Below are 24083 nucleotides of genomic sequence, written 5' to 3'. Positions count from 1 at the left end.
TTTAAAGGGGGAATTAATTTGGAAAGAAGAAGTAATAGAGTTATAAATCATTTTCGAAGTTTATTAGTTTTAAGTCTATGTTTCTTTTTAGTCTTTTTGGGTAGTAATAATGTAAAGGCTGAAACAATTTCTTCTATAGCATTACATGCTAAAGATGTAGAAGCTTTCACAAATAAAATAATTCCAGAGAAAATGAAAGCTGAAAATGCACCTGGTGTAGCTATTGTAGTTGTCAAAGATGATCAAATTCTATTTCAAAAAGGGTACGGTTTTTCCAATAAAGAACAGAATATTCCCATTGATCCCAAAAAAACAGTTTTTCGATTAGCGTCAGTATCAAAGGTTTTTACTGCCAGTGCTGTAATGCAGTTAGTTGAACAAGGAAAAATCGATTTAAATAGTGATATAGTAAATTATATGGGAGGATTAAAGTACCAAAATAACATGGGTGAACCAGTTACAATGAAACATTTACTCACCCATACAACAGGTTTTGATTACGTGGATCCTAGACCGGAGGATATTCATTTTCAAATTAATGACTATACAAAACTTAAAGATTATGTAGAAGAAAATATGCCCACAGTAGTGAGAAAACCAGGAGATACGTATACATATGATAATTTTGCTTCTATGCTTCAAGGATATATTGTTCAAAACTTGACAAACACACCTTTTTATAAATATATGGCTTCAAATATTTTTTACCCTTTAGAGATGCAAAATAGTAGTTTTGTTATGACTAATTTTATCAAAGATAAGCTTGCAACAGGATACAATAAAAAAGGTGATGCCATCCCATTTTATGAAACAAGACCGACGGACATGCCACAAGGGAGTATGTTTTCTACAGGAAGTGACGTGGCCAATTTTATGATTGCTCAATTGAATGGTGGTAAATTTAAAAATAAACAAATACTAAAAAAAGAAACTGTTCAAGATATGCAAAAAACAAAATTTGCGTTACACCCAAAATATCCAAATATGGCATATGGATTTGAATTCTTTTCACCGCAAAGTCATAATGGTCAATATGTTTTTGGAAAAGGTGGAAATATACCAGGGTTTTCTTCTTTAATGTGGTTAATTCCTGAACATAAAATAGGTGTTTTTGTTGTTACGAATAAAGATGGCTCATCACTTCCTTATGAATTATTTGATGAATTTATGAATCACTATTTTCCAGACAGAACGAAGCCAGAGTATTTAAAACCTAGTGAAGAAGAGTTAAAGAAATTTGAAGGTGTTTACCGTGATTTGCGGGTGAAAAATCTTATTACACATGTAAAAATAAGTGAAGGAAAGTTATTTGTAAGTGATAAAAGATATGGTAAACAGGAACTAAAACAAATAGATCCTTTACTATTTGAAGATGAAAAAGGTAATTATATGGCGTTTAAACTTCATTCAGATGGCACTGTAAAAGAAATGATACACTGGAACTCTGGTAGTTCAGCGGTGAAATTAAGTGAGCCTAAGAGATTTCAAGATGTAGAGGCAAATCATCCATATGCTAAAGTTATAGATCCTTTACACCAATATGAGATATTAAAAGCAAATAAGGAGGGGAATTTTGTTCCTGAAGCCCCTCTTACACGTGGAGAATTTTCATATTGGTTATCTCAAATTGCTTACTTTACACCGCCTTCAAAAAAAGACCCTGTATTTTCTGATGTAAAGGACCATCAGTATGCATCTCATATTCAAAAGTTATATGAACTTGGTATTTTATACGAAAAAGAAGGGGAACAATTTTATCCAGATCGCGCTATTACTAGACAAGAAGCAGCATGGATTGCGTGGCATTATTTAAAAATGATAGAAGCGCCACCTGCAGACGCTACTCTAAAGGGAGAAACGGATGATTGGGCAATAGAGTCTGTCAAAAACATTGTAGGTCATCGTTTAGTTGGACCTGAGGTCATATATAATGCAGATGGATCAGCAGATTATTTATCGAAACAAATAATGAAACGACAAGAGGCAGCTGCTTTGTTATTTTATGTTATGTTATCTAGTTAATTTGCTTCAAATATAGATTAACAAAAAAAACGTAGTCTAGGAGAAAGGCACTTATAAAAAAGTGCCTTTTCTTTATGGAAAATTCCAACGCTAAGTGTAGGCGTTACAAGAGAATGTTAATATACTTCATAAACATAATGGAATGGGGGTAACCAGTCTCTTTTTCCGATAATTTCTAAATGTTTTTTTGGTAAACCACCAATAGATTTAACATATTCCATTATATTCTATTGCATATTGTGAAGTTGTTCTGCAGTACATTTTTCAATGTGTAGCTTTGAAGAAAGACTGTATTAGAAGAAATTTTTAAAATCATGGGAAATGATGTGGAAATAGAAGAAAGTTCATTAGGTTATAGAGTTTATCATAAAAAATATAACTGCAGAAGTGCTTGAAAAATGAATCGATAGTGGATTCACTGTGCGGCAAGGCTTATTACATAAAAATATTTATACTGTATCTAAAATAGTAAAGTAATCAAACTTTATTTCAAAATAACAAATAAAAAAGAAATGTATTTCCTTTTATAATATTATTTTTCTTAAGATTTTGATATTTCTATTAATTTCCTTTAAAATTAAAGTATATGGCTTTAATTTTAAAGGAAAATAAAGGGGGAAATATGTATGCTAATTAAATCGATTATTTGTAAAGTTAGCGACGAAAAAAAGGAATTATTTTCAGCGGCTCAAGAACAATGGGGCGAGTTGAATGCTTTAGATGGTTTTTACGGGCAAATCGGGGGATGGGATGAATCAGAGGCTTGTATAGTTAGTTTATGGGAAAATATGAAAATGTATCAAAGCTTTATGAATGAATCACACGATAAGATTTTTAATGATAACAACCAAGAGAGTACGTATACATCATGTGAAACAGAATTATATCAATCTTTATTTGATATGTCGGAGACTCCATTTGTTGAAGCATTAGCACACAGTTCCTTTTTACGAATCGCAATTTGTGATGTGAAACAAGAGAGTGAAAAGCAATTTTTACATATGCAAGAAACGGTTTGGAATCCAGGAATGGAAAGAGCAGAAGGGATGATGGGCGGCGTTGTTGGAAGATCTCTTTCTTCTAATCGTTACATTGTTTTATCTTTATGGAAAGACGAAGCAGCACATCGACATTATGTGAAAGAAATATTTCCGCAATTACTACATACAGCAAATCTATCTCAGCAAGTGTTACATATAGAAGGTAAACAGACAACACTTGTTAATTCTTGGGCTGTATTACCTGTTCATTGTAAGTAGAATGTTAGCAAATTGTCTAAAGGAGGAAGTAGGTATGCCTTATCCGAAACATATTGTATGTGCTGCAACTGTCGTGTTAAATGATAAAAACGAAATTTTACTTTTAAAAAGTCCAAAGCGGGGCTGGGAAATTCCCGGTGGTCAAGTGGAAGAGGGAGAAGCGATTCCAACAGGTGCTATTCGAGAAGCGAAAGAGGAGACTGGCATTGATATTGAAATTGTGAAATACTGCGGAGCGTATCAAAATGTTTCACAGTGTATTTGTAGTCATTTATTTTTAGGGAAGCCAATCGGAGGACAATTTACAACAAGTAGTGAAAGTTTAGAAGTTGGGTATTTTTCAATTGAAGAGGCGCTGCAGATGGTAACATGGAAAAATTTCAAAGAGCGTATTTTACATTGTTTAGATGAAGAGAATCAACCGTTTATGGTGACTTTTTAAGATAATCGAGAAATTTTATTTTTGGCTACGACAGTAGCTATTAAAGTATACCTACTGTCGTAGCCTTGTGTTTTTATCCCGCATTAACGGGCAGTAATACTCCCGCCTCAAAATTCAGCAAAAGCAAAGAAGTTAGGCGGGAGATAAACTGCCCGTAAAAGCCCGATTGGTTCAACTAATAATCAGTGGGGGATGAAGAAAACCCCCCACTGATTAAAGTTTCACTTTATAAAGGCGGTAAATCAATTTTTCCTTCTTCAAATAGTTCTTTCAGCATGTGTTTTGTATAGCCAGCTGCTTGGGCAAACGTAATTTTTGCAGGCATAGGAGCTTCGGTGACATCAACGAGAACGTCGATAATACATGGCCTGTTTTGTTTTACAGCTTGTTCAAAAGCAGGCATCAATTCCTCAGGTTTTTCAACGCGGTAACCGACTCCACCGCAAATTTCAGCGTATTTTGCGAAATTTGGATTGGTAAGTTCTGTCCCAAATTCAATATTCCCCATTACTTCTTGTTCAAATTTAATCATAGCGATTTTATGGTTATTTAATACGACTACAATAATTGGGAGTTTATATTTTACAGCTGTTACAAAGTCGTTCATCGTCATCCCAAATCCACCATCGCCGCAAATTGCGAAAACTTGTTTATTTGGGTAAGCAATCTGTCCAGCGATTGCTCCAGGAAGACCGCAACCAAGTGTTGCTAACCAGCTTGATAAAATAAAACGTTGATTTGTCATACGAAAATGACGTGCCGTCCAAACCGTTACATTCCCTACATCTACAGATAAAATAGCATCATCATGGGCAACTTGCCGCAGTGCGTGCATTACTCTTTGAGGTTTAATTGGAACAGAAGTGTCGTTTTCTTGATTGTGCAGTTTTTCTTCCCATTTCCTCATTAGTTCTTGATGGTGTTGTAAAAATGAGTGATCAGTATGTTTTTCAATATTTTGTGTGAGCCATTTTAAAGTGTTAGCTGCATCACCAGCAAGTCCGATATCTGTTTGGTAACGTTTGCCGATTTGTGCTGGATCTGTGTCGATATGAAGCGTTTTGGCCTTTTCTGGTAAGAAACCTGTGAATGGGTAAGAGGTACCGACCATAATGAGTGTATCTGCATGTTGCATTGCTTCATATGCCGGTTTTGTCCCAATTAAGCCTAATCCTCCAATGCAAAGAGGATGCTCATCTGGAATCACTCCTTTAGCTGGAAGTGTTAATACAATAGGCGCTCCTATATGCTCGGCAAAAGCAAGTAAAGGTTCCTTCGCATCTCTTGCGCCTTTTCCTGCTAGAATAACGGTTTTTTTTGCTTCATTTAATGCAGATATTGCTTTTTCTAAATCATGCTGCCGAGGGAATAACTCTGGCATCGTAAAAGCAGGTGTTGTAATCCGTGCTTTGGCATCTACTTCAAATTTTTGAATATCATCTGGAATGGTAAGAACGGATACACCTTTTTTAGTATAAGCCATGCGAATTGCTTGATTGACAACAGCGGGAAGTTGTTCCGCTGACATGATTCGTTGGTTATAAACGGCGACATCATCAAACATTCTTTCTAAATTTATTTCTTGAAAAAACCCTGTTCCAATTAAATCTGACTCAATTTGACCAGTAATAGCAAGGACAGGTGCTTGATCTAATTTGGCATCGTATAATCCGTTAAGTAAATGTATGGCACCTGGCCCAGCGATTGCCATACATACGCCGAGTTTTCCAGTTAACTTTGCATAAGAAGCAGCTGCTAAAGCGCCAGCTTCTTCGTGACGAACTTGAATAAATTTAATTTTATCTTGCGCTTTACGAAGCGGCTCGATAATAGAATTAATGGAATCACCGGGCATGCCATATATGTGATCGACGCCCCATTCGATTAATAAATCTACCAGTGTTTCGCCAGCGGTTTTTTGAAACATGGAACTTCCTCCTTACATAGTGAGATAAGATTATGTTTTGGAGAAAAAGGTAAAATATACTAGCAGTAAGGGATGTTCTTTATTAATGATGCTTTATAAAAGGGATAATTAGTAAACATCCAACAAAAATCCAAGAGAGAAAGGAGAATAATGATAAGTGTTTTTTTGCTTTCCAAAGCATTTCATGGATTGTTACATACCCTAAAGAACCGATAGCACTTCCCATTATTAAGCCTGGTAAATGAATCGTTTTGCTGTTAATAATCATACCAAACGCAGTGCTTAAACCAAGAATGATTGATAAAAAGAGGATGATTAAGATAAAAGATATATATTTATGCTCTGTAAATAGGAAAGAGATAATTAAGGCAAGGCCCTCGGGAACATGATGAATAATAATGGCTAGTAGAAAAGAAAGAGTTGATTCATGATGCGTTGTAAAAGCAGTTCCTAACGCAAAACCACTGGGCAGATTGTGAATAAAAATTGCGAAGGAAAGAAATAAAAAAGTTTGCCATGTTTGCTGATCGTTATAATGTATCACAAAACGATGACAGGAGTGATCTATTAAACACATCATTAAAATTCCAATAGTAATACCGAGGAGGGGACCGGTTATTTCATAACTCGAAAATGTTTCTGGAATGATGTCTAATAGTAATAATCCAAGTAGAATACCGCCGCAAAGAGCATATAAACGATATGTTTGTTTTTCAATTATCCGTTTAGTTGCAAGGCCAACAATTCCCCCTAATAACAATCCTCCAAATGAAAAAAACGTAACAATTATCGGAAATAACTCCATAAAATCACACTCCATTGTTATCTCTCAAATTTTAAGAGAATCGCTCTTAATTTAAGGTTTTAAAAAAATAATGTGAGGCTAGCTTCTGACAAAGTGTTTGACTGTTCAACTTATAAAAAGTTTACTTTATAACAACTTATTATCATCAAGAAGAGGTTAGTCCCAAAATTGAAGGAGAGGAGTGATTCATATAGATTTGAGGTCAAACATGAAGGCATAAAAAAACCTTGCAGAGAATATTCCGCAAGGTGCTTACAAATATTTTATCCCAATCGAGGCAATAAACGTTCTCCGCTTTTCATTTCACTTCCACATAAAGGGCATTTTGGGTGTTCTTCAAATGCGAAGTTTTTTCGCATCCACCCTAAGCATTCTTCTGACTCACATTCCCATACTGGGATTTCTTCCGGTGCTACTTCTGCAACGTCATTCTTTTTATTACGATACATGAGACCACTCCTTTTATGTGAAATAAGTGTTTATATAATTAAAAAGGTTGTTAACCGTTCGTGTTAACAACCTTTTTATTGTCTAAATTATAGCTTTACAACGTTTTTAGCTTGAGGTCCGCGGTTGCCTTCTTCAACTTCGAAGCTTACTTCTTGACCTTCGTCAAGAGATTTGAAGCCGTCGCCAGTGATAGCTGAGAAGTGAACGAATACGTCGTTTCCGTCTGCAACTTCGATGAATCCGAAACCTTTTTCGCTGTTAAACCATTTTACTTTACCTGTTAATGTCATGGTAAATGCCTCCTAAAAATAAAAAAAATAAATGTAATATGATCCGTCTTATTTCTAAAAAAATAAAAATTCACATATTATCAAAAACCCATAAGGAACGCATATCATCCCTATTGATGCTTGATAATATGTGAAGTGGATTTGCTTGCATATTGCATTCTATGATCTCATTCTACAATGAAATGAGAAATATTGCAAGTGATGGCAACATTTTTGTCTTTGCTAGCATAATGCGCCTCTCCATGCGGAATAAATGAGCTTGGAGAGGCGATGAATTAAAGAGAAGCTACAATGTAAAAACGATGTGCTTTTACTTCAATAAATCCATTTTGTTGAATGTGATTATGGACATGAAGTAATTGTTCTTCATATTTTGATACCGAAAAATCGGGAATTTGCCATGGAATTGCTTTTAAATAATATATAATGCTTCCGATGTCGTAAAAACGTTGATAGGGGAAGCACTCCTGTTGTTTCAAGATTTGAAATCCACAATGTTTTAGCCTTGAGGAGGCATATTCCATATTCCATATTCCATATTCCAATAACTATACTCACTACCAGTATATGCATGAAGAAGGTCGTTTAATTCCAAATTATCTAATCCACCAACTTGTTGAGTAATAAAAATACCGTTTGGCTTTAAAACTCTTTTTACTTCTTTTTCGCAGAATGATTCATGTTTGTTAATAATCAAATCAAATTGTTCGTTTGCAAATGGCAAATGTGTATCATCCTCGATTGCATGAACAGAAATACCTAAAGGTTCTAGCCTTTCCTTTGCTAAAGGGATATTGGGAGCGTATCCTTCTGTTGCTGCAGTTCTTGCAGGAAGTGGGGTTAGTAATGATAAAAACTCGCCGCCGCCAGTTCCCATATCAAGCATGCTATCTACGCCATACATATATTGTAATACTATTGATGCGTAGTTCCACGGAAGTGGTTCTGTACTTAGTCTTCCGGTATCTGTTAGAAACGAGAAATTCCATCCTTGAAAAGGTTTATTAGCTTGGTTAACAAATTGATAAAAAGTATCCATCATGGTTATTCCTCCTAAGTTATATTTTTATAGTTGGAATATAAGAGGAGGTCCACGACACGTAATGCAGTTACTATATGTCTGTTACATAGTGATACATATGCATATTCCCTTTCTAAATTAAGTACTGTATAGATTATTTTAAGCAAATATTGCTGGGCAGTAAATGATATTTTAGAAAAAATAGGTTATTCTGATTTTTTTGTCGTTCAAGAAAAAGAGTATGAATTAAATAAACATGTAATGGTAAGAGGAGAACTTCCTGTTGAATTTACTGAGATTAAGTTTCCAATCTTAGCTGCATCTTAATTTCTGTGGTTGGAATTACTAGGAAATACAGAATATAATATCACTTCTAGAATAATGGATATTGTATGCTATGCTAAATCTTACGGTTTCACTAGAACAGTATTTTGCATAATGAAGTAAAAACACTCATCTTTTTATAATTGATGAGTGTTTTCTGTTATAGCAAATTTTTCTTCTATCCAATTTACGATGTTTTCTAGCATCGGTAAACTAATAGAGTGGTTAATGTGCGGATAGAGCGTAAGTGAGAGATGAGAATTTTCGACTTCTCCAGATGCAAGCGCTAGTTCATAAAAAGTTTGCTGCCCAATTGGAGAAATAACTGTATCTTCCTGCCCGTGAAGTAAAAGGATAGGTCTATTTTTTACGTTATGTAGAAAGTTGATAGGGTCTAATTGCGTAATAGCATCAATATCACTATAAGCATCGGAACCTTGTTTTTGAAATATCTCTTCAGAAGTTAACCAGGCTCCGGAACCATTTATATTAATTAAAGCATCTATTTGTTGTTCTTGAACAAAAGCACCAGAAGCAATGAAACCTCCCATAGAACTACCGAGGATAATCAGTTTATGATCAGAAAGGGAAAGGCTTTGAATAAACATTCGTACATCTTCAACAGATTGTATAATCGTTTTCCAAAAATATTGTTCCATAATAGTCTTGGAAAAGTAATTTGACAAGGATTCTCTAGAGTCATGGTATATAATCTCCGGAATTATAACAGTGTAGCCGAAATTTGCTAAAATACTTGCGAAAAAAGTTTGATTGTATATACTCGAACCCCAACCCTGATAAATAATAATTGTAACATGCTTATTATTATGTGTAGGCTCAAATAATAAATAATTGATGTTATTGGAATTTATGAGTTGTTTCTTATACATGGTAACACCTCGTTAATTATTTGAAAATTTAAATTTAAATGATTAGTTATAGTGTATCTGCTAAAACGTATTTGTGCAAAATATATTTTGAAAGTATTGTTTTTTTGATTTGTGAGAGGGAATTATAGGACGAATTCATATATACCGAGAATATAAATCTAAGATTTTTCCGGAAATGAACATGAAAATTGGTTTAATTACTTTAGGAAAAGATTTAATTGATAAAAAGTATGAGGTAGTCGCTTTTGATTAAAATGAAAGCCCGGTAAAGGAAATAGAAAGATGCGAGGCTATTTTTACAACTTCATTAATGGAAGGAAGATCTTAGCAAATAGAGAATTATAAAATTAAATTAATGTTAAGGAGGTATTATAAATGCCAAACATTTGTGTGATTTCTATAAACGTAACAAATATAGAACAGGCGAAGGAGTTTTATTGTGAAAAATTAGGGTTTGAAATTTCGAAAGAATACAGTGATTGTATTGTTGGCCTAAAGCACAATGGGGTTCCTATTATTCTAAATAAAGTGGAAAAAATAGCGAATGTGAATTATCCAGAACAAGCTCAAGTTGTTTTAGGTATTGAAACAGATAATTTAATCAAAACGATCGCTTCTTATAAAGAAAAAGGTATCGAAATGATTTATGATACTCCGCAAAAATGTCCTCCAGGTCATTTTAGTGCGTGCAAGGATCCATTTGGAAATGTAATTGAACTTTTAGAATTTAGTAAAGAAGAAGTTATGCAATCTTGAAAAAGCAGGGGAGAATGAGATGGAAGTGCAATTAAAAGCGGTGACGAGAGAGAATTGTCAAGAGGCTTTAAAATTAAAAGTAAAAGATGTTCAAAATCATTTCGTTCCTACCGTAGCGGTATCGCTTGCTAAAGTGTACATTAAACCAGATGGTGATAATGTGAATTATCTGCCCTTTGCCATTTATGAAGAAGGGCAGGGAATGATTGGTTTTGTGATGCATGCTTATGTAGAAAATACAGATGATATGTATTGGATTAATGGATTTATCATTGATGAAAAGCATCAAGGTAAAGGATATGGTAGAGCAGCACTACGCGAGATGGTGAATTGGATTATAAATCAATATCAGCAATGTAAAGAAATTCGCTTAACAGTTCATAAAGAAAATGATGCTGCTCGTCGGTTATATAAAAGGTTTGGTTTTGTGGAAGCGGGCGAATTTGATGAAGAAGAAGATTTATTGCGCTTTATCCTTAATAAGGAAGAATAGAGGATAGACGGAATATAAAAGCTAGGAGGAATAACATGGGGAGAGAAGTGCAATTTGATGATGAAGGTGTAGTTTTGAAATTGAATGGAGTAACTGGTTTATTTGCGGTGAAATTATCGTTAAAAATGCCATATCGTACAATTAAAAGTGTGTTAGTAGACTATTTTGATGCTCCGCAGTGGATGCTTCGCATGCCCGGAATATCTATTTCTGCCCTTAATATTTTTGAGGGAAGTTTTAAATATGCTGATGAATGGTATTTTCTTTCTTATGAAAATAGGGTACCTCTTGTCATGATCGAATTAGAAGGTCATGAAAAATATAAGTATGTTGTTTTTGAAATTGATAATCCTACTAAGGTAGCTGCAGATATTAGGAAACATATGAGAGATTAATATGAGTGTTAGATAAAGGGTGATACAAATTTTAAGGAATTGTATCACCCTTTACATGCGACTCATTCTATAATTTTCGTAGTTTATTAAAGAAAACGTGTGGTTGTGTAATGTTGGCTTAACTGTATGAAAAAAGGTTATTCCTTATGCAATGCTTTATGAATGGCCAACTGTGCTTTAGAAGTATTAGCAAAATTCAACCATTTTGCTTCAAGCTGAATGGTATGAGAATCAATTGTCATTTCAACAATATCTAGGTGTGAAAGAGTTGTCATAATTGACGTTTTATCGCCGTTTATTTTTGCTGAAGTCATATGTATTGCTAGTTCTGCGTTTACTGCAAATGCAAAATCGATAATTGTCGCTCCTTCAGGTAAACGAATAGGCTGTAATTGTGGTGTGAAAACAACGATTGTATCTTGAAAGAGTTCGTAGGAAACTAAATCATAAAAAGTGCGTACATCTTTTGTTAATCTTATATTGTTTATAATTGTGTCATCCATAAGCTGTGCAGATATCTGTTCTACTTCAGAATACGGCATATCGCTTGAAAGTAAAGAAAAAATACCTCCATCATGCCTTCGTTTACTATCTTCAGTTTGAATACAAATAGCCATCTCGTGACTTTCAATTTTGATCTTTGTTTTCAAACATTTATTAAATAAATTGCTATTAATAGCAATCGTATCTTCAAATTGATGTGGGATTGGTTCGTATAATTGATGTACCATTCCGAGAATTTTATAACAATTTAAAATGGATGAAGTTGTAATATTAATTTTTGAAACCATAGATGCATCTTGAGTGACTTGCAGACGAGAATAAGCAGTATAAATAGGACTTATTTCATACTGTAAGTGCCATGAGAATACTTCATCTTGAAAGCTTTGCATGTCGGTAGTAATCGTATCTGTTAGGTGGTGTAATTTTTGATTATAATTTTGTAAAAGTTGTTTCATGCCTTCGTACTTTTGGTTATGAAGATAAAAAAACGCAAGATCTTCTAATTCATATTGTATCGTTTTTAACTGTAGCTTATGGCAAAGTGGAGCGAATATCTTTAACGTTTCGTTTGCGTAAGGAACTTGTTTATGCTTATTTTTTACTTGCAGTGTTCTCATATTATGCAATCGGTCTGTCACTTTTATTATTATCACTCGAATATCTGTTTGTGCTGCCATAAGTAACTTTTTAAAATTAATTGCTTCATATTCCTCTTTATTTAGTACAGACTTCTTATCTACTTTCGTTAATCCATCGACAATATAGGAAACTTCCTTTCCAAAGTGCTTTTGTATATCTTCTAGCGTGTAATTTGTATCTTCTACGACGTCATGTAACAATGCTGAAACTAATGTTACATAGTCAGCTTTGCAGTCAAGTAATATGTCCGTCACTGCAAACGGATGTAGAATATAAGGTTCTCCAGATATGCGAAACTGTCCCTCATGTGCTTGTTCAGCAAACGAGATGGCAAATTGAAACTGCTTTACCTCATTTTTTGTTAAATAAGTAGCTTTTTGTATTAGTTGTTCTTTCACGAATTCACCTTCATTTTTTATTTTTTTAATTAAGGAATAATAGTTCGCCTTCATACAGGAAAAAGCCTTTCTAATAGCATATAATTGTAGGTAGACCTACATAAATATTTTTGACATCATCCAAATACGATATTTTTTGTTTAGCAATGAAAGATATATGTAAGGGGGATTATGTATGAGATTAGAAGTAGAAAAGTTACTCCAAGATCTTGAAGTATTCGGATTAGAACATGATTACACAAAAGAAACGAGAGAAGAAAGATTACGCAACGTGTCTAAAGAAATGGGGCAGTTTTTATCTATTTTGGTGAAAATGCGTGAAGCGAAACACATATTAGAAATTGGAACATCGAATGGATTCTCTACAATATGGCTTGCTAATGCTGCAGAGGAAACAAAGGGAACTGTTACAACAGTTGAACTTTCATCGAAACGAGTGGCGGAGGCAAATGAAAACTTCCAAAAAGCAAATCTCACAAACTATATTCATATCCATAATCAAGAAGCAGGGGCTTTTTTATCCGAACAACAAGACAAGTCGTATGATTTTATTTTTTTAGATGCAGAACGAACACAATATTTATGGTGGTGGGAAGACATAAAACGCATTTTAATGCCACAAGGAATTATCGTAGTTGATAATGCTACTTCGCATGCGGAAGAATTGCAGAATTTTTTTGATTTAGTTGAAGAGGAGAAAAACTTTGAAACAGTGTTATTACCTTTTAAAATGGGTGCCTATGTAATGCGGAAAAATAGCTGAAAAGAACACACAAGAAGAATATAAATAGTAGAATCCGCCTTAAGAATGGATGTTTCTCAGCCTTAAGTCTGAGGACAATTAAAAATACAATAGGTATACTTATAATATGAAACGGGGAATGAATGCAATATAGACCGTTTAGAGATATGGTCACCTAACTATAATTATAAGTGTATGTATATAAAGGAGCGATTTTGTTGACGGAATTGCAAAAGAAGGAAAATTTATCAGTAGAGAACAATATAGAAGTGGTCGTAGATTCAGTCATTAAAGATGAGGAATTAGTTGAACTAAATAAAGAAGCAGATCTATATGTGCAAAAGTTAAATAGTGAACATAATGCAGACCTTTCGAAAGTATTGGCGCAACTAGCTGATTTAGGAGATAAAGAACAACGTGATGCAGGACAGACCTTAACGGCATTAAAACGTCCAGTAACGGCGATGATGAATGGGAAAAATGAAGATATTCCTAAAACATTGCTTGATTTACGTAAAGTTGTTTCAGAATTAGATCCGAATTCATTGCAGGCAACTGGTATGAAACGAATTATGTTCAAAGTATTTAAGAAAAACCCGATGGAAACGTATGTTCATAAATATCAATCCATTGATAAACAAATTGAAGAGATTATAAAAGCACTATTAGTTGGTCGTGATAATTTACGAGAAGACAGCATCGGCTTAGAAATGTTAAAAGAACAATCCGAGCAAAAGATTCATGCGCTTGATAAACAAGTATATTTAGGAAAGAAGCTTGCGGATATGTTAGAAGTAGAAAAACAAAATCCAGAGCGTCAAAAAGATGTTCCATTAATTAACGATGCGCTAGAAAAGATTCTTGTGCGTACACGTAACATGCAGCAAGCGAAGAGTGTGTTACTACAATCTATTGCCTCTGTTGATATTATTAAGAAAAATAATGAAAAGTTAACAGAAGCGATTCGCAACGCCATTACAATGACACAAAACGTTGTCACAGTATCAGCAGCTATTCAATTGGCGTTAACGAATCAAAGGAAGACAATTGATGCTGTAAATGCAACAAACGAAGCGATCGAATCGATGATTTTAAGTAATTCACAGGCGTTAAAACAAAACACAGAGGAAACGACAAAGTTGTTAGAAAATCCAGCGATTGGCATGGAGAAACTTCGCGAATCATTCCAAAATGTCTTTGCGGCAATTGAAGCGTCTGAAAAATCAACAGAACGCATTATTGAATCGAGTAAAATGTTTGTAAAAGAACTAGATACGTTTAACGATGAAATGAAAAAGAAGCTCATTCAGCGTCCAACTAAATAGAATGCAATAGAGGAGGTGAAAATATGGGTTTCTTTGAATTTATTTTGCTCATTATAGGTATAGTTCTTTTGTTAGGACTTACAGCAGTAATTTTACTTGCCTATTTTGGCCGGAAATTTTATTTATCGTGGACAAAACCGTATAAACGAGCGACAGACTCAATGGAGCGTTTATCACATAGCACTGTACCATTCTTACAAGAATTCACACAGCATCCGCTGTTTTACCGTTGGATTCGCACAGAGGGAAGCAGTAGTCAAAAAGCGTTTACTGTTCTATTTTGCACAGCTAACGAGGGTACAAAAGAACATGTTTTTTCAATGTTGCCGAAGGAAAAAAAGAAAAAACTTCATTACACCGTAAAAACAACAAAGCAAGTTACAAGTGAAGATATAGAAATGACAACGATGAAAGTAAAAGAATTCTTGAAGCGAGAAGTACAACAGCCATCAAAGCCACAAGACTTCTCGTTTTACAAGTTATACTTTTATGACCGTTATCCTGAAGCATTAAAACATATTGAAATGTACAAACGTTCCGTAAATCCAACATTGCAAAGATGTATTGATGATGTGACGATCTCTGCATTGCAAGCTATTCCGTACTATCAAGAAAATCGTATGTTTGAACAGCAACATAAACTTGAGACTTTCTTAATGAAAGATTTAGTAGATATGTTGTCACTCATCGCGCAAATTCCACCAGCGCAGCGTTCAGAGAAAGAAGAAGAACTTACGACCTATCTAAAAGGATTTCAAAAAGAGATGGAAGCAGTAGAACGAAACATTCGTAACGCTGTCGATCACGATTTACAAGTGAAGATGCGTGCGGCTAAAGAGAAATTTAAGAACTAAAGAAGCGAGCATTGAAATATCAATGCTCGCTTCTTTAGTTTAGGAGTGAAAATAATAAAAATTTCATTTACCGTAATGATAATAAATATAACTTTAACAACTTAAAAAAATTATAATAAACCACTTTTTGTATGATTACAAATGAATAACAAACGTTGTTCAACGGAAAGGACAGTTTCTAAAAGAAATAGTTAAATGTACATCAATTATATGAATTATAATATAATCAATATAATTGAAAGGTGAGTTCGTACCGCAAAAAAGATTTAAATATTAGTTTCTAGTAATCAAAATACTAAGCTACGAAATTTTTTGGATGGTAATTCTTACACAGTCATAAATGGGGGCGATAGTTATGCAGCAAATTAAAAAAATAGGACATTCATTTTGGTATATGACACCTGTTTCTGAAACAGATAGACCTATATTAGGAATGGTAGTTGGAAAAGAAAAGACTTTGATGATAGATGCAGGTAATTCAGAAGCACATGCACATTTGTTTTTAGAAATGCTAAAGGAACAGGACATTTCAAATCCTGATTTCGTTGCATTAACACACTGGCATTGGGATCATATTTTTGGATTACCTGTCTTAAAAAATGCTTTGTCAATCGCATATAGTGAAACAAAAAAAGAGATGAATACACTCGTTTCTTATGAATGGACAGATGAGGCCCTAGATACACGCGTAAAAGAAGGTACAGAAATTGAATTTTGTGCTACTTGTATAAAAAAAGAATTCAGTGAACAACCTAGAAATATTCAAATTGTCTTACCGTCATTAACGTTTCAGAAACAACTTGAATTAGACCTTGGTGATGTGACATGTGTATTAAAGCATGTGGGAGGTGACCATTCACATGACTCCGTTGTCATTTATATTAAAGAAGAAAAGATATTGTTTTTAGGAGATTGTCTCTATGCAGATATTTTTTCTTCGAAGTGGAATTATACAACGAAACGAACGTTTGAATTAATACAAGAGTTAGAGAAATTTGATGCTGAGACCTATATTCTTTCACACGGGAAAGCAATTGATAGAAATGAGTTTTTGCAAGAGATTCGTTTGCTACAAACAGTAGCTACCTACACGGAAACACATAAAGGCGATGCCGAAAAAATAAAAACAGCGTATAAACAAGAACTTGATAGAGAATTAAACGAAAATGAGTTAGAAACAATAGAGTACTTTGTAAATGGTTATGAAATGGTTAACTTGTAACATCAGATATTAAATACACAAAAATAGGGCGCGGCTGAGAAATCTACGCTGATGGTAAGGTATCATCTTCGTAAACGTCAAGAACTCCAAAACAAACTATAGGGATTGCTTTTAGAGTTGCTTGACGTTTACTACAAAACTATTCATCTTACATTTGCTTAGTTATTACCAATAAACTGTACTACCTTAATAGATACAATGAAATTTCTCAAAACAGTATGCAGAGAAGAACTAACTTGTATCTTTTTTAGCACTATCTTTTTTTAATACTTCTAAGAGATTGTGATGATGATGTAATCTATAAATCACATATGCCCAAACATACCAGTCTAAATTTTGTTTTATATTTGCTAACTCGTTAAATCCATCCATAAAACTACCTTTATCTAAGCAAAAAGAAAGAATAACAATTATGGCTGTTGTTACCCAAAATTCAGCACTAATCAAAAAACGAATCACTTACAGTTTCACCTGCCTTTCGTAATTTGTTTATTTATATATTTCATTAATAAAGGGAGTAGGTTGTGAAAATAGATTCCTATGATAGATTATGTAAGGGAATAGAAGGGGCTTGTACGATTCTCTAAAACAAAGAGGATTAGTTGGATCATTGGGATGAAAATTCAGAATGATTTATATTTCTAAACAATTTATCCCGCATTAACGGGCAGTAATACTCCCACCTCAAAATTCAGCGAAAGCAAAGAAGTTAGGCGGGAGATAAACTGCCCGTAAAAGCCCGATTGGTTCAACTAATAATCAGTGGGGGATGAAGAAAACCCCCACTGATTAAAGTTTCACTTTATTTGTATCTATTATCATTATGGAATTGGATACTTAAATATAGTTTAAGTATTCGAATGATTTAAAACACTCGGGTAAAATACAGTTAATATTTGGTATAATGTTATGTTATGGTATCCATAATTTATAGGAGGGGAAATTCACTCATGAAAAATGAAACTTTACATAGTATGGATGATGTGATTACAATGTTAGACTCTCTATTAAGGTCGCCAGAACCATTTTGGAATCAATTCTATTCTGACCGCGATAAAGAAGTCCCTTTCTTTGCTAATGTACCGGATGAAAATTTAGTTTCTTATTTTGATAGAAATATGATTCAGAAAGGAAAAGTATTGGAGCTAGGTTGTGGGCCTGGTCGAAATGCTTTGTATTTAGCAAAAACAGGATGTAAGGTAGATGCAGTCGATTTATCAGAAGAAGGGATAAAATGGGCGGAAGAAAGAGCAGCTGAGCAAGATGTGTCTGTTCATTTTATCTGTAAGTCTATTTTCGATTTACAAGCCCATAACCAATATGATTTCGTATATGATTCGGGTTGTTTACATCATATACCGCCTCACCGAAGATTCCATTATGTGGAGTTAGTCAAACAAGCATTAAAGCCAAACGGGTATTTCGGCTTAACTTGTTTTGCTGCGGGAGAATTAGATGAAAAAAATGGTTCAGAAATATCAGATTGGGATGTATATCGAGGCTGGAGTTTACAGGGAGGAATTGCGTATTCAGAAAAAAAACTACGCAATGTTTTTCAAGATTTTGAGGTTATTGAACTGCGTAAAATGAAAGAAATTAAGCAGCCGAATGAAGTGTTTGGAGAAGCATTTCTTTGGACAGCTTTATTTAGAAAGAGCTTGTAGTTATGATGCAAAGAACAATTTCATGTACCTTTACTTAATTTTGTACATATAGTATAATAATTCCATAATTTAGATTTCAATGAGAATAAAAAATAAATTAGACGAGGTGCTTTTTGTGAGTGGAGTAGTTTCTAAATAGGAAAAATTTAATGAAATAAATCTAATGACGAAGGGTATTTTTATATCAAAATATACCCTGTATTTGGTCATGGATTTATTTAAGTTACCTATGAAGATACCTACAACACTTTATAAAGCATGTAGCGGTGTTTATTATTAAAGATCCAGACCTTTATTTCAAAAAGGTTTGTTTCATAATAAATATTAGTTTCTACACATGTCTTGTAAATGTATGTAAAGCTGTGGTATCCCCGCAGCTTTTTTATTTTTTTCACGACTTTTGGATAGGAAGAGTTCTTCCGTATAAATGGGAAGCGATTCTCTCTAAGAGAAGTTTTCTTTATATAAGCTTATTGAAATCTTATTATTAGGTATCTTCATACATGATTCAATTATTCAATCATAGTGAGGAGAACAAAAATGAATACAATGACTTTTGAAAAGTTGCAGTATAACGAATTAAAGGAAGTCGTAAAATCATATTGTGTAAGTGGATTAGGAAAACAGTTACTAGATAAATTACAACCAAGTTCCAATATAAAAGTAGTTAAGAATCGCTTAAATGAAACAACTGAAGCGAAAGCGATATTAAATACTGAAAGTCATGTTCCATTAGTTGGGATTTCTAATATAGAAAGTATAATTGGAAAGCTTGAAAAAGGGATGATTTTGGAACCAACTGAATTAGTGAGTGTATCAGATTTTTTAAGAGGATGTAGAAAAATTAAGGGATTTATGTTAAGTAAAGCATTTTTTGCGCCTGTGTTAAGTTCTTACGCATATTCTATGGCAGAGTTCAAAAATATTGAGGAAGAGATTCATTTTTCGATTAAAGGGAATCGAGTTGATTCTGCGGCGAGTAAGGAGCTCAAGCGAACTCGAAATCAAATCGAAGCAACAGAAGAAAAGATTGGAGATCGCTTAAATAAATTTTTAAAAAGTAGTGCAAATAAGGAGTATATTCAAGAATTCTTTATTAGTAAAAAAGATGATCGATATACAATTCCTATTAAGGCTTCTTATAAAAATCAAGTTGCTGGAACAATTGTAGAAGTTTCTTCTAAAGGTTCAACAGTATTTATGGAACCGGCTGCTATTTCAAAATTAAGCGGGGAGTTAGCGAGTTTAAAAGCGGAAGAGGCGATAGAAGAGTATCAAATATTAGCGACTTTATCAGGAATGATTTTTGAGAATGTTTGTGATATCAAAATTAATATTGAGCTTATAAGTCAATACGATTTGATTTTCGCGAAAGCTAAATTTAGTAAGAATATAGGTGGTATAGCACCGAAATTAAATAGTCATGGATATATAAAACTTGTTGAATGTAAACATCCTCTTTTAAAAGGTAAGATTGTTCCATTAAATTTTGAGATAGGAAAGGAATATCGTAGTTTAGTCATTACGGGACCAAATGCTGGAGGGAAAACAATTGTCTTGAAAACAATTGGATTACTAACTTTAGCAACGATGTCAGGGTTTCATATTCATGGTAATGAAGAGACTGAAATTGCCCTTTTCGATTCTATTTTTGTAGATATAGGTGATAATCAAAGTATCGAAAATGCTTTAAGTACTTTTTCTTCACATATGAAAAACATTTCAGAAATTATGAGAATATCTACCAATAATACACTGCTGTTATTTGATGAAATTGGTAGTGGAACAGAGCCAAATGAAGGTGCTGCACTTGCGATTGCCATTTTAGAAGAATTTTATCATATGGGCTGTATAACAGTTGCGACGACTCATTATGGTGAAATTAAACGTTTCTCAGAAATTCACAGTGACTTCATGAATGCGGCTATGCAATTTCATAATGAAACATTAGAGCCAATGTATCAGTTAATGATTGGGGAATCTGGAGATAGTAATGCACTTTGGATCTCAAGAAAGATGAATTTACGGGAACGTGTTTTGGAGCGCGCGCAGTCTTATATGGAAAATAAAGATTATAGCTTAGAGCTAGTAAAAGAAAATAAAATAAAGAAGCCTGAAGTAAGTGAACTGAAAACGAAAGACACTTATGATTATGAAGTTGGAGACAAAGTGAAGTTATTAGATCACAATGATTCGGCTATTGTATACAAGAAAAAAGATAGCTTCAATAATATTGTCGTACTATACAATGAAGAGTTTATTGAAGTGTATTATAAGCGTGTTATTTTGGAATTGAAAGCAGCCGAGTTGTACCCAGAAGGCTATGATTTAAATACTTTGTTTGTAAGTTATAAAGAAAGAAAGCTGCAACATGATATAGATCGAGGCTCTAAAAAAGCATTAAAACAAATAGAAAAAGAAATGAGAAAAAATAAACAAAAATAGGATTCAATTGCCGGTAACCCCTCACTTAAACGTAAGTACGTATGAAGTGAGGGGTTATTTTAAATATGGAAAACAGAATAATTGTTATCTTCTTTTTCATATTTAGCAAAATAAATGGTACAATCAATATTTGAAATGAAAAATAGTGAAAAGAAGTGATCGATTTGAAAGGTTTTTTAGAATTAGGAATTAGCACTACGTTAAATGATACATTAAGAGGAAATGGCATTGCAGAATCGACGCCGATTCAAGAAAAAGCGATTCCGGTAGTTCTAGCGGGAAAAGATATTATTGGACAAGCGAAGACTGGAACAGGAAAAACATTAGCATTTATTTTACCGATAATAGAAAAAATAAATCCGCAGTCTAATCATGTACAGGCGTTAATTGTAGCGCCAACGCGAGAATTAGCACTGCAAATCACAAACGAAATTGAAAAAATGACTGTGCATGTAAAAGATATTCATGTGCTTGCGGTTTATGGTGGGCAAGATGTTTCGCAGCAAATGAAAAAATTACAAGGAAATACACATATTGTTGTCGCGACACCTGGTCGATTATTAGATCATTTACGCCGCGGGACAATTGAATTATCACATGTATCTATGCTCGTTTTAGATGAAGCGGATCAAATGCTGCATTTCGGTTTTTTACCAGAGGTAGAAGAAATTATTGAACAAACACCTGTTGAAAGACAAACGATGTTATTTTCTGCTACGATGGCTAAGCAAATTCAATCGCTTGCAAAGCGTTATATGAACAAACCTGAGATTATAAAAATTCAAAGTGCAGAGGTTACAGTAAATAATATTACACAGCGCGTCGTCGAAACGACTGACAGAGCAAAACAAGATACGCTGCGTCAACTTATGGAACGAGATCAACCATTTTTAGCGGTTATTTTCTGCCGCACGAAACGCAGAGCTACAAATTTGTATGAAGCGCTGAGAGGATATGGCTATAACTGTGATGAACTTCACGGTGATTTATCACAAGCAAAACGCGAGCGTGTTATGAAGCGTTTTCGAGATGCTGAAAGTCAATATTTAATTGCAACAGACGTAGCAGCAAGAGGACTTGATGTAGAAGGTGTTACGCATGTATTTAATTACGACATCCCAGAAGATGTTGAAAGTTATATTCACCGCATCGGGCGAACAGGCCGTGCTGGCGGAAGCGGACTAGCGATTACATTAGTTGCACCAAAAGATAAAATGTATTTACAGCAAATTGAAAAAGGCATTAACGCATCATTGCAACGACAAGTAGTAGAACTACCTAACAAACAAGAATCTGAGAAAAAAGAACAAAGCCCGCAAAAATCAAGAGACAAGAAACCATTTAAAGAAAAGAAACAATTTGGTCAGTCCGGATCCGGACGCCGTGATAGAAAAGAAGGATCAAAAACAGAGAAATCTCGTTTTGATCACCCAAGCAAAAAAAAGCGCAGTGCAAAGCCGGGACAGAAAAAGCGTGGACGATAGAAATATAGTAATGATTGAACATGAGTACCTTTTGAAAAGAGGTCTCATGTTTTTTTATGTGTAAAAACTTTAGGGCATACTAACAGGCGAGGTGATTTGATGAAGAAACTTGTTACAATCGTTGTTTTCACTTTATTTATGTTTTCATTAACTAGCTTCGTACATGGTGAAGAAAAGAAAAACATACAAGATTATTTTGATGTGAATATAAGTGGAGCTCGTTTGTACGCTCTAGACGATTTTACCGAACTTATAAATGAGGGAAAAGTTACTTCCTTAACAAAAATATTTTTTGAAATTTTACGGAGAGAACAACAATGGGTATTAGAGCCGAGAGTGTATATAAAAGAGAATTTGGGATATGTTCATATTGTAAAACAAAATGGTGTGAATGTTCTTTATCATATAAAAAAGATACATGAGAATTGGACGATTTTACGAGAAGAAAAGAAGACTATAAATAGAATACCTGTTCCAAAAGAACTGTTAAAGGAAGTTCTTATTGAACGACTTGTAGAGTATATCGGTGGTGCTGTAAAAGATTATTATGGTGAGGGGAGGCTATGGTACAGAGGAAGCGAAAGGATATTAAGTATTGAAAAAGATAAAGTAAATTTTGAATTTTATGTTATTATTCAAGTTATTACGTTTAAAGGTGCCCATAATCCACCATATGGAGAAGAGACGATGAGATTTCGAGTAAAAGGTGGAGGTGAGGTTCAACTTTTGGACTTTAAACATCGCGACATTATTGATACTGAATTATCTAAATTGAAACTAAGAAGAATATAAGAAAGCGCATTATAGATGTAAAACAATTTATTGCATGGAGGAGGTATTGTTATGATAAAGCTTGTGCTTCTTCGGCACGGTCAAAGTGTTTGGAATGTGGAAAATAGGTTTACTGGATGGACCGATGTTGATATGTCTCAAAACGGGTTACAGGAAGCAAGAGAAGCGGGACAAATTTTAAAGGTGAATGGCTATACATTTGATATAGCATACACTTCTGTATTAAAACGAGCAATTCGAACATTATGGATTATACTTCATGAAATGGATCTCGCCTGGGTGCCTGTCTATAAATCATGGCATTTAAATGAACGGCATTACGGTGCACTGCAAGGTTTAAATAAAGATGAAACAATTAAAAAGTACGGCGAAGAACAAGTACATATATGGCGCAGAAGTACAAATGTTAGACCGCCAGCACTTACGAAAGATGATCCGCGCTATGAAATTTCAGACCCTAGATACAAATATTTAAAAGAAGGGGAATTTCCGCTTACCGAGTGTCTAGAAGATACAGAGAAACGGGTTCTTGCATATTGGCATGAAGAAATTGCGCCGGTATTACAAAAGGGTGAGAAAGTTATTATTTCATCGCATGGGAATACAATTCGTTCGCTTGTAAAATATTTAGATCATTTATCTGATGATGGCGTTGTTACATTAAATATTCCTACAAGCATTCCGCTTGTATATGAATTAGATGATAACTTAAAACCAATTCGGCATTATTATTTGAGCATGGATGGAGAAGTACCAGAAGGAGAAATTCCGAAGCATATACAACTCTAATGCTGAAAATGTGTCTACTTTGAGTAAATAATAGAATTTTTATGAATGAAACAAAAATCAAAAAGAAGATAATTTCCTATATGTAGTAGGAAGTTATCTTCTTTTGTAAAGGACTTTTTTAGTGTTCTCACAAAATCGGTACCTTTTTTAT

Annotated in this window: 22 protein-coding genes and 1 pseudogene; 15 read left to right on the top strand and 8 right to left on the bottom strand. The window is 33.9% G+C overall.

Features of this window, described 5'->3' with window-relative positions; genetic code table 11:
• Positions 1–18: 18 nt before the first annotated feature.
• The 3 genes from BR72_RS03705 (at position 19) to BR72_RS03695 (ending at position 3723) form a co-directional block, all read left to right on the top strand.
• Positions 19–2022, top strand: a complete 2004-nt coding sequence (locus BR72_RS03705) for a serine hydrolase domain-containing protein (protein WP_035430225.1) — start codon at positions 19–21, stop codon at positions 2020–2022.
• 626 nt (positions 2023–2648) lie between these two features.
• Positions 2649–3281, top strand: a complete 633-nt coding sequence (locus BR72_RS03700; protein ID WP_035430218.1) for a YdbC family protein — start codon at positions 2649–2651, stop codon at positions 3279–3281.
• A gap of 34 nt (positions 3282–3315) precedes the next feature.
• Positions 3316–3723 (top strand): NUDIX hydrolase, encoded by a 408-nt coding sequence (locus BR72_RS03695; RefSeq protein ID WP_035430215.1) that lies wholly within the window; start codon positions 3316–3318, stop codon positions 3721–3723.
• Positions 3724–3949: 226 nt separating this feature from the next.
• Here BR72_RS03695 and BR72_RS03690 read toward each other — a convergent pair whose 3' ends face one another.
• The 6 genes and pseudogenes from BR72_RS03690 to BR72_RS03665 form a co-directional block, all read right to left on the bottom strand.
• Positions 3950–5650 carry a pyruvate oxidase gene (locus BR72_RS03690; RefSeq protein WP_035430213.1) on the bottom strand — a complete coding sequence of 567 codons (1701 nt, stop codon included), beginning with the start codon at positions 5648–5650 and terminating at the stop codon, positions 3950–3952.
• A gap of 82 nt (positions 5651–5732) precedes the next feature.
• Positions 5733–6470 (bottom strand): ZIP family metal transporter, encoded by a 738-nt coding sequence (locus BR72_RS03685; RefSeq protein WP_156107892.1) that lies wholly within the window; start codon positions 6468–6470, stop codon positions 5733–5735.
• 248 nt (positions 6471–6718) lie between these two features.
• Positions 6719–6904, bottom strand: coding sequence for a cold-shock protein (locus BR72_RS03680; protein WP_020061359.1), 186 nt, complete (start codon positions 6902–6904; stop codon positions 6719–6721).
• Positions 6905–6991: 87 nt separating this feature from the next.
• The gene (cspD, locus tag BR72_RS03675) at positions 6992–7195 is read right to left on the bottom strand and encodes a cold-shock protein CspD (RefSeq protein ID WP_000176366.1); all 204 of its coding nucleotides are present in this window, start codon (positions 7193–7195) and stop codon (positions 6992–6994) included.
• 275 nt (positions 7196–7470) lie between these two features.
• Positions 7471–8237 (bottom strand): annotated as a pseudogene (locus BR72_RS03670) (class I SAM-dependent methyltransferase).
• A gap of 440 nt (positions 8238–8677) precedes the next feature.
• Positions 8678–9430: an alpha/beta hydrolase family protein gene (locus BR72_RS03665; RefSeq protein WP_035430203.1), complete on the bottom strand. Its 753-nt coding sequence runs from the start codon at positions 9428–9430 to the stop codon at positions 8678–8680.
• A 375-nt stretch (positions 9431–9805) separates the two neighbouring features.
• Between BR72_RS03665 and BR72_RS03660 the strand changes: the two genes are divergently transcribed.
• The 3 genes from BR72_RS03660 to BR72_RS03650 are packed head-to-tail and all read left to right on the top strand — an operon-like array spanning position 9806 to position 11074.
• A complete protein-coding gene (locus tag BR72_RS03660; RefSeq protein ID WP_035430201.1) occupies positions 9806–10186 on the top strand; it encodes a VOC family protein in 381 nt (126 codons plus the stop codon).
• A gap of 19 nt (positions 10187–10205) precedes the next feature.
• On the top strand, positions 10206–10679 hold the full coding sequence (locus BR72_RS03655; RefSeq protein WP_035430199.1) for a GNAT family N-acetyltransferase: 474 nt from the start codon (positions 10206–10208) through the stop codon (positions 10677–10679).
• Between the two features lie 35 nt (positions 10680–10714).
• Positions 10715–11074 carry a hypothetical protein gene (locus BR72_RS03650; RefSeq protein ID WP_035430197.1) on the top strand — a complete coding sequence of 120 codons (360 nt, stop codon included), beginning with the start codon at positions 10715–10717 and terminating at the stop codon, positions 11072–11074.
• A 137-nt stretch (positions 11075–11211) separates the two neighbouring features.
• Here the strand turns inward: BR72_RS03650 and BR72_RS03645 are convergent, their stop codons facing one another.
• Positions 11212–12615 carry an HD domain-containing protein gene (locus tag BR72_RS03645; protein WP_035430424.1) on the bottom strand — a complete coding sequence of 468 codons (1404 nt, stop codon included), beginning with the start codon at positions 12613–12615 and terminating at the stop codon, positions 11212–11214.
• A gap of 175 nt (positions 12616–12790) precedes the next feature.
• Here BR72_RS03645 and BR72_RS03640 point away from each other — a divergent pair, with 175 nt between their 5' ends.
• The 4 genes from BR72_RS03640 to BR72_RS03625 all read left to right on the top strand — a co-directional run bounded on the left by BR72_RS03640 (position 12791) and on the right by BR72_RS03625 (position 16758).
• Positions 12791–13378, top strand: a complete 588-nt coding sequence (locus BR72_RS03640; RefSeq protein WP_035430196.1) for an O-methyltransferase — start codon at positions 12791–12793, stop codon at positions 13376–13378.
• Positions 13379–13575: 197 nt separating this feature from the next.
• Entirely contained in the window at positions 13576–14682 is a 1107-nt protein-coding gene (locus tag BR72_RS03635; RefSeq protein ID WP_035430195.1) for a toxic anion resistance protein, read from the top strand.
• A gap of 23 nt (positions 14683–14705) precedes the next feature.
• A complete protein-coding gene (locus tag BR72_RS03630; protein WP_035430193.1) occupies positions 14706–15536 on the top strand; it encodes a DUF3974 domain-containing protein in 831 nt (276 codons plus the stop codon).
• A gap of 355 nt (positions 15537–15891) precedes the next feature.
• Positions 15892–16758 (top strand): MBL fold metallo-hydrolase, encoded by an 867-nt coding sequence (locus BR72_RS03625; protein WP_035430192.1) that lies wholly within the window; start codon positions 15892–15894, stop codon positions 16756–16758.
• Between the two features lie 231 nt (positions 16759–16989).
• On the opposite strand, the gene BR72_RS03620 is transcribed toward BR72_RS03625, so the two are convergent.
• Positions 16990–17217, bottom strand: coding sequence for a hypothetical protein (locus BR72_RS03620; RefSeq protein ID WP_035430191.1), 228 nt, complete (start codon positions 17215–17217; stop codon positions 16990–16992).
• A gap of 491 nt (positions 17218–17708) precedes the next feature.
• On the opposite strand from BR72_RS03620, the gene BR72_RS03615 reads away from it, so the two are divergent.
• From BR72_RS03615 to gpmA, 5 genes are all read left to right on the top strand, one after another.
• The gene (locus tag BR72_RS03615) at positions 17709–18422 is read left to right on the top strand and encodes a class I SAM-dependent methyltransferase (protein ID WP_035430190.1); all 714 of its coding nucleotides are present in this window, start codon (positions 17709–17711) and stop codon (positions 18420–18422) included.
• 540 nt (positions 18423–18962) lie between these two features.
• Positions 18963–20867 (top strand): endonuclease MutS2, encoded by a 1905-nt coding sequence (locus tag BR72_RS03610; protein WP_035430189.1) that lies wholly within the window; start codon positions 18963–18965, stop codon positions 20865–20867.
• 155 nt (positions 20868–21022) lie between these two features.
• Positions 21023–22351 (top strand): DEAD/DEAH box helicase, encoded by a 1329-nt coding sequence (locus tag BR72_RS03605; protein WP_035430188.1) that lies wholly within the window; start codon positions 21023–21025, stop codon positions 22349–22351.
• 99 nt (positions 22352–22450) lie between these two features.
• A complete protein-coding gene (locus BR72_RS03600) occupies positions 22451–23143 on the top strand; it encodes a DUF3888 domain-containing protein (protein WP_035430187.1) in 693 nt (230 codons plus the stop codon).
• Positions 23144–23194: 51 nt separating this feature from the next.
• Entirely contained in the window at positions 23195–23932 is a 738-nt protein-coding gene (gene gpmA / locus BR72_RS03595) for a 2,3-diphosphoglycerate-dependent phosphoglycerate mutase (protein WP_035430186.1), read from the top strand.
• Positions 23933–24083 lie beyond the last annotated feature (151 nt).

This window comes from Bacillus sp. UNC322MFChir4.1 (genome assembly GCF_000746135.1).
Classification (GTDB): domain Bacteria; phylum Bacillota; class Bacilli; order Bacillales; family Bacillaceae_G; genus Bacillus_A.
Note: the sequence above shows the minus strand (reverse complement) of the source record. Positions and strands in the feature narration are given on the sequence as shown.